Annotated in this window: 6 protein-coding genes; 4 read left to right on the top strand and 2 right to left on the bottom strand. The window is 72.0% G+C overall.

Annotated features, from left to right (window positions below):
* Positions 1–87: 87 nt before the first annotated feature.
* The 4 genes from ACWD5F_RS20280 to ACWD5F_RS20265 all read left to right on the top strand — a co-directional run bounded on the left by ACWD5F_RS20280 (position 88) and on the right by ACWD5F_RS20265 (position 8,000).
* A complete protein-coding gene (locus ACWD5F_RS20280) occupies positions 88–789 on the top strand; it encodes a GntR family transcriptional regulator (RefSeq protein WP_451256055.1) in 702 nt (233 codons plus the stop codon).
* 81 nt (positions 790–870) lie between these two features.
* Positions 871–2,397 (top strand): hypothetical protein, encoded by a 1,527-nt coding sequence (locus ACWD5F_RS20275; protein WP_401725493.1) that lies wholly within the window; start codon positions 871–873, stop codon positions 2,395–2,397.
* A gap of 64 nt (positions 2,398–2,461) precedes the next feature.
* A complete protein-coding gene (locus ACWD5F_RS20270; protein WP_401725496.1) occupies positions 2,462–3,340 on the top strand; it encodes a hypothetical protein in 879 nt (292 codons plus the stop codon).
* 37 nt (positions 3,341–3,377) lie between these two features.
* Positions 3,378–8,000, top strand: coding sequence for a hypothetical protein (locus ACWD5F_RS20265; protein ID WP_451256052.1), 4,623 nt, complete (start codon positions 3,378–3,380; stop codon positions 7,998–8,000).
* 36 nt (positions 8,001–8,036) lie between these two features.
* Here ACWD5F_RS20265 and ACWD5F_RS20260 read toward each other — a convergent pair whose 3' ends face one another.
* Together ACWD5F_RS20260 and ACWD5F_RS20255 are read right to left on the bottom strand one after the other, a co-directional pair.
* Positions 8,037–9,587, bottom strand: a complete 1,551-nt coding sequence (locus ACWD5F_RS20260) for a GMC family oxidoreductase (RefSeq protein WP_451256050.1) — start codon at positions 9,585–9,587, stop codon at positions 8,037–8,039.
* A gap of 16 nt (positions 9,588–9,603) precedes the next feature.
* The gene (locus ACWD5F_RS20255; RefSeq protein WP_401725505.1) at positions 9,604–11,175 is read right to left on the bottom strand and encodes an APC family permease; all 1,572 of its coding nucleotides are present in this window, start codon (positions 11,173–11,175) and stop codon (positions 9,604–9,606) included.
* Positions 11,176–11,203: the final 28 nt, after the last annotated feature.

The raw sequence follows: 11,203 nt of genomic DNA, 5'->3' as shown, positions 1-11,203 counted from the left end.
TGCGGTGAGAAGCACCTTAGGGAATCGTTCAACGATTGAGCAAGGGGTGTGTTGTTTCGTTCTCGTGTCTGCGGTTGAATTCCGGGCATGGCAGAGCAGTTGAGCGAACTGGCCGACGACCGCGCCCTCCTGGGCCGCACCAGCACGGCCGAACGGGTCTCGGACGTCCTCAGGAGCCGCATCGCCGAGGGCTACTTCCCGCCCGGCACCCGGCTGTCGGAGGACAGCATCGGAGGCGCGCTCGGGGTCTCCCGCAACACCCTGCGCGAGTCGTTCCGGCTGCTCACCCACGAACGCCTGCTCGTCCACGAACTCAACCGGGGCGTCTTCGTCCGGGTCCTGAGCGTCGAGGACGTCGAGGACATCTACCGCACCCGCGCCCTCGTCGAGTGCGCCGTCGTCCGCGGCCTCGGCGAACCGCCGTACGCCCTCGACGCCCTCACCGCGGCGGTCGACGAGGGGCGGACGGCGGCCCGCGAAGGTGACTGGAAAACGGTGGGTACGGCCAATATCCACTTCCACCGCGAACTCGTGGCCCTGGCCGGAAGCGAGCGCACCGACGAGCTCATGCGCAGCGTCTTCGCCGAACTGCGCCTCGCCTTCCACCTCGTGGACGACCCGCGCCGCCTGCACGAGCCGTACCTGGCCCGCAACCAGCAGATCCACGAGGCGCTCCAGGGCGGCGACAAGAGCGAGGCCGAAAAGCTGTTGTCGGTCTACCTCAGCGACTCCCTGGAACGCGTGGTCGAGGTGTACCGGCGAAGGGTCGGCGACGGAAACACTCCGTAGCGATTCGATCACTTGGTGATACCGGTGAGGTGATCCGAGTCGTTTGGGTCGATGTCAGACCGAGGACCTAGTCTGTGCACCGTGACTTCGCCTGCATCGACGGACAGCGTTCCGCCCCAGCTCAGCGCGGGGCCGCGCCCCGCACCGGGCCCGGCCGCCGACGAGGGCCTGGCGCGGCGGCTGCGCGCGCTCGCCTGCACCGCGCCGCTGCACGACCTCGACGTGCGCAAGGCCAATCTCGCCGGTGAGTACTCGGTGTACGGCATGGCGGAGGTGGCCCTGGCCGCCATCGACCTGGTCACCCTGAACATGGACTTCGACACGGGCGCCGACCACGACCAGATAGTGGCCAGGCTCATCCCGCGCATCGCCGCCCAGGCCCCGCAGCGCCCCGTCGCCGAGCACGAGCGCGTGGCCCGCTGGGTCCTTGAGAACCTGATCAACGTCGGCAGCGTCGACCGCGGCTTCCGCGCGGTGTACGGCACGTTCACGCCGGAGGGCAACTACGTCCGGCGCGACTACGACTTCAAGCTGATCGAAGAGGTGCCGGGCCCCGGCGGCACGGTCTACCTCCGCACCACGGACGAAGCCGTCAACGTCCTGGTGGGTGCCCTCGACACAGACGTCACCAGCGCCCAGATCGCGGCCGAGGTCAAGCTGGAGGTCCTGATCAACCGCGGCCGGCTCGCCGACGCCCAACTTGCCGCCGAGCAGGCCCGGTACCGGACCGTGCAGTACTCGGAGACGCTGCGCCGCGCCCTGGACGCGACCCGGCGCAACGTGCGCGCGGTGGACTGGCTCAACTCCGTGCCCGACATGATCGCCGAGGCCCTCGACCACGTGGCCGACCGCTACCGCCACGAGAACGCGATCCTCACCAACATCCGCAAGGCACGCGACGAGACCGAGGACGCCGAGCACAAACGGCGGGCCGCCGAGCTCGTCGACATCGTCAAGGACTGCATCCGGCGCCACACGCAGTTGCAGTCGCGCCTGCTGGAGGCGGGCCCCCTGTTCCGCGCCGAGCAGGACCGGCAGGCGTTCGCCACGCCGATGGCGTCCTCGGGGATAGACCTCTACGGGCATCTCGTCGCGCCCGTGCTGCCGTTGCCCCTGGAACAGGCGGTCCGGGTCACGGACGCCTTCTTCGCGCGGGGGACCGGGCTGCGGACGCCGGCGTCCGTGCGGGTCGGCGACCTCGTCGACATACTGCTGACGCCGCCGGTGGAGCGGGAGCACCTCGGCGCGGAGATGCCCGAGCCGGACCTGATCGCCACCCCGGACGACAGCCGCTTCAGCGAGGAACAGCTCACCGTGGCCAAGGAGTTGCTGGACCTGCCCGCGGACGCGCCGCGCCGGCTGTCGGGGCTGCTGGCCGAGGCCCGCCGCAAGGATCCGGAACTGCCGTACCTGGTGGCGCTGTTGGCGGTCCACGCGGCCAGCCCTGCGGTCGGCACCGCCTACCGGCAGGGCGAGGAGAAGCTGCTGTTCGCCGTGGACGACGGCATGGAGCTGGACGACCCGGAGTTCGGCGGGGCCGATCTCATCGTCGGCACGGCCCTGCTCGACTCGGCGGGGATGGCGGCGGACAGGACGGAAGCGGCATGAGCCGGACCGAAAACCGTATGCGTATGCGTAGGCACGAGCAGGACAGCGACAGGGGGTACCGACCGTGAGCGAGATCGCCGACCGGAGTGAGACGGACGTCGCCGCCGCACCGGCGAGCGCCGCCGTCACACCCGCCGACGCCGCCGACGCGGCCCGGCTCGTCGCGTTCGGGCTGCAGCCCAAGACGCAGCCCGCGCGCGACCAGGAGTACGCGGAACTGCTGCGCCGCTACCGCGAGGACCCGCCGTTCGCCCGCCTCGCGGACGCCGTGGCCGCCGGGCTCGGCCTGGTGGTCCTCGAGGTGTCCCCGCGCGCGGGGATGGCGGTGACCGCCGCCGAGGACTCGGTGTTCGCCGTCCGCATGGGCGACTACGCGCGTCGCACGTCCGCCGACGGCAGCGACCGGTTCCTGCACGGACTGGCCCACCTCGCCGTCGCCGCCATGGCGTTCCCGCGGCCCGAGGACCTCGCCGACGACGGCTACATCGGGCGCGTGACGGTCAACGGCGTCGACACCTTCGTACGACAGGCCTGCCGTCGGCTCGAGGAGCGGGCCGAGGAGCACGGGGAGAACACCGACCCGGCGACCGACGCGCCAGGCCTGGAGGCCGCATGGCGGGTCTGGGCCAGACGCAGCGCCGCCGGCGCCACCAAGGACGCGCGCAGACTCGCCGGTTCCACCACCGGCATCGTCGGCAAGGCCGCCGCGTTCCTCACCGACTCCGGCTTCCTCCAGCGCACCGGCGACGACCACGGCGGCACCTACCGCACCACGGCCCGCTACCAGCTCCAGGTGCGGGACATGGCGGGCACCGCGGCCCTGACCGAACTCCTCGAACTGGGCGTCGTCCCGGTGACCGACGGCACCCCCACCCTGCTGCCCGCCGAGGACACCGACGCGTCGGAGCTGGTGGCCGACGCCGGACTGCCGTTCCACTCCTGAACCCCCCTGCCCTGCCGAAGACTTACGAGAGTCCGCCATGTACGAGCTGTCCAGGGTCCGCCTCTACTCGATCGGACCCGCCGGTGCGCGCTACGCCGACACCGTTCTCGACCTGCGGGGCGTCGGCGCGCCCGTGCCCGACCCCGCGCCCACCCAGGCGGAGTTCTTCGCGGACGAGCCCGTCGGCCCGCCGCGCCGCCCCGCGCCCGCCGGCGTGCTCTTCCTGGAGAACGGCGGCGGCAAGTCCGTCCTGCTGAAGCTGATCTTCTCCGTGATGCTGCCGGGCCACCGCAACACCCTGGGCGGCGCCAGCTCCGGCGTGCTGCGCAAGTTCCTGCTTGCCGACGACTGCGGGCACGTGGCGCTGGAGTGGCAGCACACGCTGACCGGCGAATGCGTCGTCGTCGGCAAGGTGAGCGAGTGGCGCGGGCGCCAGGTCTCCAACGACCCGCGCAAGTTCGCCGAGGCCTGGTACTCCTTCCGGCCCGGACCCGGACTGAGCCTCGACAACCTGCCCGTCGCCGAGGCCACTTCCGTACGCCCGCCCGTCGAGGGCGCCTCTGGAGCGCAGGGACGACGGCGCACCATGAAGGGCTTCCGGGACGCCATGACCGAGGCGACCAAGGCGTATCCGCACCTGGAGGTGCACTGGGAGGAGATCCACGACCGCTGGATCGAGCACCTCGGCGACCTCGGCCTGGACCCCGAACTCTTCCGCTACCAGCGGGAGATGAACGCCGACGAGGGTGAGGCCGCAGGACTCTTCGCGGTCAAGAAGGACTCCGACTTCACCGACCTGCTCCTGCGTGCGGTCACCGACACCCGGGACACGGACGGACTGGCCGACCTGGTCGGCGGGTTCGGCAACAAGCTGGGGCGGCGGGCCGAGCTGATCGCCGAGCGGGAGTTCACCGCGGGCTCCGTCGACCTGCTCGGACGGATCGTGGAGGCCGCCGAGGCGCGGGCACGCGCGCGTGACATCCACACCGCCGCCGAGCGCCGCACCCGCACCCTGGCACGCCGGCTCTCCGCGCGAGGTGGGCAGGAGCGGGTACGGGCCGCCGAACTCGCCCGGCGCGTCACCGAGACCGCGTACACGGTCACCCAGTCGGAAGCGGCGCGGGAGCGCAGTGCGCTGATCGCCGCCGAACTCGCCTACCGCAACGCCTCGTTGGCGCTCGCCGTGGCGGAGAAGTCCGCCGCGGCGCAGAAGCGCGAGCTGGCCGACGCGCGCACCCTGCACTCCGCCTGGCAGGCCGCCGAGGCCGTGCTGCGCCACCGCGCCGCCGCCGACCGCGGCGCGCGCGTGGCCGCCGCGATCCAGGAGGCCGAACGGGACGCGGCCCCGGCGCTCGCCGCCCGCGCCAAGGCCGCGGTGGATCTCGTACGGGCCCTGCACGGGGCCGCCGAGAGCGCCGAGAACCTCGCCAACGAGGAGGAGGAGCGGTCCGGCTCACTCCAGGAGGTCGGCGAGTCGGCGCACCGGGACGCGACCGCCGCCGCGACCCAGGCGCAGCGCGCCCGCAGCGAGGTCGGGCATCTGCGCCAGCGGCTGAGCGAGGTCGAGCAGGAGACCGCCGAGGCGGTGCGGGCCGGCTGGCTCGACGACACCGCGCCCGACGCCGACCCGGCCCGCGCCGCCCTCGCGGCCAGCGACGCCGAGAAGTCGGCCGTCACCGCCTGGGACGCGGCCCGCGAGGCCTCCCGCAAGGCCACCGAGCACGCCCGCGAGGCCGCCTCCGCCGAGTCCCGCGCCGAACTGACGGCGGCCCGCGCGGCGGACGCGGCGACGGCTGCTCGGCGCTCGTACGAGGCCGAGCGCCGGATCGCCGAGGCGCTGGCCGCGGAGGAGCGTCTCGCCGAGCTGCTGAGCCTGTCCGGCACCGGACCGCGGTCCGGGGTCCCGCATCCCCGGCACGAGGTGGAGGACGCCGAGGCGGCCTTCACGCCCGAGGAACTCGACCGCTTCGCCGACGAATTGCGCGAACTCCTCGACGACTCCGTCTCCGCCGCCGAACGGCAGCTCTTCGAGCTGCGCACGGCCGCCGCCGACGACTCCCGGATCCTCGGCGCGCTCGGTGACGGCGGGCTGCTGCCGCCCGGGCCCGATGTGCTGGCCACCGTGGAGTTCCTCGGCGAGCGCGGCATCCCGGCGCTGCCCGGCTGGCGCTACCTCGCCCAGGCCGTCGACCCCGCCGACCACGCACGCGTGCTGGCCGCACGCCCCGAGCTGGTCGACGGCGTGATCATCACCGACCCCGACACGCACGCGCGTGCCCGTGACGCCCTCGGCGACGCGGCGCTGCTGCCGCGCTCGGCCGTGGCCGTCGGCACCGCGGCCGCTCTCCTCGCGCCGACTCCGCCCGACGACGGCACTCCGGGCGACGTCTTCCTCGTACCGCCGAACCCGGCCATGCACGACGAGCACGCCGCCGACGAGGAGCGGCAGGCGCTGCGCGGGCGGGCGACCGAGCGGGACGAGGAGATCCGGACGCTCGCCGCGCGGCTCGGCAAGGACCGGGAGCTGGCGGCGCGGCTCGCGTCCTGGCGTACCGGCTGCCCAGCGGGTCGGCTCGTCGAGCTGGCGCAGGCCTCGCACGACGCGGGCGAGTTCGCCGAGGAGTCCGAGGCGGAACTGGCCGAGGCGCGTACCGCGCGGGCCGAGGCCGACGAGGCCGCCGCCGAGACCGGGCAGGTCCGGGACGAGCGGCAGGAGGCCGCGCAGAAGGCCCGGCGCGCCGCCGACGCCCTCGCCGGGCTCGCCTTCCGGCTGCGCGAGCGGGCCGGCTGGCAGGTCAAGCTGCGTGAACTGGCCGACGAGGCCGCCGAGTCGGAGGCCCGCGCCCAGGCCTGCCTGGAACGTGCCCGCGCCGCCGACGAGGACCGGCGCGCCGCCCAGCGGGCCGCCGACGACGCCCGCCGCACCGCCCGCGCGCTGCGCGCCGAGCGCGCCGAGGTCGCGGGCGCGCCCGACGACGTGCCGGAGGGCGACTCCGACGACCCCAGCGCGTCGCTGCCCGCCTTCCGCGAGGCCTACCGGGCCGCGTCCCAGCTGTACGAGAAGGTCGGCGTCGGCGCCGATCTGCGGGCCGAGCAGGCCCGCGCGGAGAGCGACGAGAGCGCCGCGCGGACCGACCTGGACCGGCTGAGCAACAAGGTACGCACGCGTGCCTCGCAGCTCCTCCAGTCGCCGGACGGCTCCGACGGGCCCTCCCGGCAGGCCGCCGTGGCCCGGGCCGAGGAGCTGGTGCAGCTCCTGGAGACCCGGATGTCCACCGCGAGCGAGCAGCTCGGCCGGCTGCGCGGCGAGGCCGAGCGGCACGCGCCCGAGGACGGCGAGACCCACACCGAGCTGACCGAGGAGCTCCAGCCGCGCGACGCCGAGCACGCCCAGGCGCTGCTGCGCACGGCGACCGCCGAACTCGCCACGCGCGCAGAGACATTGACCCAGGCGCGCGAGGCGCACGCCGAACTCCTCGACGCCCACCGGGCGGCCGAGGACGGGGCCGGCGGCTTCGAGGAGGTCGCGGCGATGCTCCGTGACCTGCTGCGCGAGCACACCTCCGACGACGAGCAGGAGGAGCCGGAGCCGTATCCCGGCACCCTGGAGGAGGCTCGGCACTCCGCCGCCGAGGCCCGCCGGTCGCTGCGCGGCTGCGCCGCCGACCTGTCGGCCGCCGAGTCCGGTGTGCGCGAGGCGAGCGACATCCTCGTCCGGCACGCCAACGCCACGCGCTACGAGCAGGTCCGCACCCCCGCGCGTCAGCAGATCCGCGAGCTGCCCGCGTCCTCGCTGCCCGAGCACGCCCAGAAGTGGGCGGACGCCTTCGCGCCCCGACTGCGGGTGCTGACGGACGAGTTGGCGCAGCTGGAGCGCAACCGGGACTCGATCGTGGACCGGCTGCGGGGGCTCGTCGAGTCCGCGCTGGCCACCCTGCGTTCCGCCCAGCGGCTGTCCCGACTGCCCGAGGGGCTCGGCGAATGGTCCGGGCAGGAGTTTCTGCGCATCCGCTTCGAGGAGCCCGACCAGGCCGTCCTCACCGAGCGGCTCGGCGAGGTCGTCGACGAGGCGACCCGGGCCGCCGTGAAGAAGAACTCCGACCTGCGCCGGGACGGCATGTCCCTGCTGCTGCGCGGTGTGGGCGCGGCGCTCCAGCCCAAGGGGGTCGCCGTCGAGATCCTCAAGCCGGACGCCGTCCTGCGCGCCGAGCGCGTGCCCGTCGGGCAGATGGGCGACGTCTTCTCCGGCGGCCAGCTGCTCACCGCGGCGATCGCGCTGTACTGCACGATGGCCGCGCTGCGCTCCAACGACCGGGGGCGCGACAAGCACCGGCACGCCGGCACGCTGTTCCTCGACAACCCGATCGGGCGGGCCAACGCCACGTATCTGCTGGAGCTCCAGCGGGCCGTGTCGGACGCGCTCGGTGTCCAACTCCTGTACACCACCGGTCTGTTCGACACGACGGCGCTGGCGGAGTTCCCGCTGGTCATCCGGCTGCGCAACGACGCGGACCTCAGGGCGGGGCTGAAGTACATCAGCGTGGAGGAACACCTCCGGCCGGGGCTCCCTGAGGAGGGCCCGGCCGGAGAAGGTGACGCGGTGCGCAGCGAGATCACGGCGACGCGGATGTACAAGCGGCCGGCGCCGAGCACAGGTTGATCAACCTGTTGATCAATGTCTGTGCGGACAACTTGACTAGGCATCCTCCTTGATCAAGTCCGCGCACTTCTCGCCGATCATCATCGTCGTGATGCACGGGTTGACCGAGATCAGGTCCGGCATCGCCGAACCGTCCGCGACCCGGAGTCCCTCGACCCCCTTGACCCGCAGCCGCGCGTCGAGCGGGGCCGAGGGGTCGTCGTCCGCGCCCATCTTCACGGTGCAGGACGGGTGGTAGACGGTGTTGTGGGTCTTGTGGATGTAGTCGAGGAGTTCCTCGTCGGACTGCACGTCCGGACCGGGGGCCAGTTCGGCGCCCGCCCAGCCGCTCAGCGCGGGCTGGGAGGCGATCTTCCGGGCCAGCTTGAGGCCGAACGTCATCACGCGCGCGTCGTGCTCGTGCGTGAAGTAGCGCGGGTCCACCTTGGGCTTGTCCCGGTAGTCGCGGGTCCGCAGCCGCACCGTGCCCCGCGACTTCGCGCGCGTCACGTTCGGGGTGAGACAGAAGGCGTTCTCCGAGGTGGGGTAGCCCCAGCGCGCGGTGTTCATGTCGAACGGCACCGACCCGTAGTGGAACATCAGGTCGGGCCGGTCCAGGCCCTCCTCGGTGTCGTAGAAGATGCCCGCCTCCCACCACTGGCTGGACGTGGTGGTCATCGGCTGTTTGGCGTCCCACATGATGACGCCCTCGGGGTGGTCCTGGAGGTTCTCGCCGACGCCCGCCGAGTCGACGACCACCTCGACGCCGACCTCGCGCAGGTGCTCGGCCGGACCGATGCCGGAGAGCATCAGGAGTTTCGGGGTGTCGATCGCGCCGCACGACACGATGACCTCGCGCCGGGCCCGTACCGTCCGATGGTGGATCAGGTCCGGGTCCAGGTACTCGGCGCCGACGCAGCGTCGCCCCTCGAGGACGAGCTTCTTGGCGCGTACGCCCGTGCGCACCTCCAGGTTGGGGCGCTTGCCCAGGATCGGGTGGAGGTAGGCGACCGAGGACGACTGACGGGTGTTGTTCTCGTCGGAGTTGATCTGGAACCAGTTGGCGCCCCGGATCACCGTCTTCCCGGTGTTGAAGGCGGTGGTGGGGATGCCGGCCTGGGCGCACGCCTCCAGCAGGGCCGTGCCGCACGGGTCGTCGCTCTTGAGCGTGCGCAGCTTGACCGGGCCGTTGCGGCCGTGGTGGTCGCCCGGGGCGTCGTTGTTCTCCAGGCGCCGGTAGAGCGGGAAGAGGTCCGCCGCGCTCCAGCCCGTACAGCCCTCAGCCGCCCAGTCGTCGAGGTCCTCGGCGGGCGCCCAGAAGGCGATACAGGAGTTGTGCGAGGAACAGCCGCCCAGCACCCTGGCACGCGCGTGCCGCATGAAGCTGTTGCCGCTGGACTGCGGCTCGACCGGGTAGTCCCAGTCGTAGCCGGACTCCAACAGGCCCATCCAGCGGTCGAGTTTGAGGATGTCGTCGTCGCCGACGTCGCTGGGTCCCGCCTCCAGGACGCAGACGGTGACCGACGGATCCTCGGAGAGCCGGGCCGCCACCACGTTGCCCGCGGTGCCGCCGCCGACCACGACGTAGTCGAACTCATCGGTGCTCATGAGTTGTTGACCTCCTTCAGTCGGCCGCCGGAGCGGCGAAGGGAGTGGCCACGTCGGCCTCGTTCTCCAGGCGGTGCTCCGCGAGCACGCCGGTCCGGTGCCGCTGGACGAACCAGTAGTAGGCGAAACCGCCGCCCATGATCACGCCGACGAACAGGAGCGCGCCCCACTGGAGGTACCAGTGGAAGGGGGCGGTCGCGTTGTAGACGGCGGCACGCGGCCAGATCAGGTTGAGCGTCATGCCCGCGCCCCACAGCACGGCCACGATGTTGACCAGCAGGCCCCAACGGCCCAGCGAGAACTTGCCGTCGCCGGCCGGCTCCCACTTGCCGCGCAGCCGCGCCACCAGCATCGGTCCGGTGACACCCAGGTAGGCGAGGTAGATCATGATGATGCCGATGCTGGTGACGACCGTGAAGATCTGCGGCTGGCGGATGTTGACCACCAGGATCGCCAGCGCCAGGATGCCGATGATCACGGCCGGCAGCACCGGCGTCTTGAAGCGCGGGCTGACCTTGGCCAGCTTCGAGGACGCGGGCAGGTTGTTGTCCCGGGACATCGCGAACGCCAGCCGGATCGCCGCCGTGTGCACGGCGAGAGCGCAGACGGTGACCGCGATCAGCACGCACCACAGCATCGCCTTGCCGGCCGTGGAGCCGAGCACGTCCAGGACGATGTACTGGAGACCGTCGACGGACAGCTTCCCGCTCTTCAGGCTGGACACGCTCATCAGCGCGAGCAGCAGGACAAGGCCACCCAGGACGAAGGACGCGACGATCGCCCGGATGATCGCGCGGGGCGCGTTGCGGGACGGGTCCACGGACTCCTCACCCAGCGAGGCCGCCGTGTCGAAGCCGTACATGACGTACGCCGAGGCCAGCGAGGCCACCAGGAACGCGCCCAGATAGCCGGCGCCGTATCCGGCCCCGGTGCCGTTGGTCTCCATGACCACCTGCGGGCCGCGGGTGATGTGGACGGCGAACAGGACGATCAGTACGACCGTGGCGATCAACTCGATGAACACGCCCGCCGAGTTGATCGTGGCCATCAGCTTGACGCCGAAGGCGTTCACGAGGGTCGTGAACAGGATCAACACCGCGGCCAGGATGACCGCGTTGGTCGCCACGTCGTACTTGCCCGTTCCGTCGCCGACGATCTGGAACACATGGGAGATCTGCGGCAGCGTGAGCTGGTAGGCGAGTGCCACGGCCGCGATCGACACGATCGACGCGATGAGCATCGTCCAGCCGGCCAGCCAGCCCAGGTGCGGATTGCCTATCTTCTTCGACCAGTTGTAGACCGAGCCCGCGACGGGATAGCGGGCGGCCAGTTCGGCGAAGCAGAGGGCGACCATGAACTGGCCGACGAAGACCATCGGCCACGACCACCAGTAGGCGGGGCCGCCGCTGCCGTAGCCGAAGTAGAAGAGCTGGAAGGTGCCGGTCAGGATCGAGATGTAGCTGATCCCGGCGGCGAAGGTGTGGAAGTTGCCGAGGGTGCGCTTGAGCTCGGGTTTGTAGCCGAACTCGGCGAGTTCGGTGTCGTCGTGGCCGTGTGATCCGGATGGTGGTTGCTCGGTTGTCGTCATGAGCGGACTCCTGGTGGGCCTGGGGAGG

Source organism: Streptomyces sp. NPDC002499 (genome assembly GCF_053595415.1).
This window is presented reverse-complemented; position numbering and strand designations above follow the sequence as displayed.

Excerpts from the sequence above, each read along its gene's own strand:
- ACWD5F_RS20280 (WP_451256055.1), top strand. The coding sequence starts at position 88 with ATGGCAGAGCAGTTGAGCGAACTGGCCGACGACCGCGCCCTCCTGGGC.
- ACWD5F_RS20265 (WP_451256052.1), top strand. The coding sequence starts at position 3,378 with ATGTACGAGCTGTCCAGGGTCCGCCTCTACTCGATCGGACCCGCCGGT.
- ACWD5F_RS20260 (WP_451256050.1), bottom strand. The coding sequence starts at position 9,587 with ATGAGCACCGATGAGTTCGACTACGTCGTGGTCGGCGGCGGCACCGCG.
- ACWD5F_RS20255 (WP_401725505.1), bottom strand. The coding sequence starts at position 11,175 with ATGACGACAACCGAGCAACCACCATCCGGATCACACGGCCACGACGAC.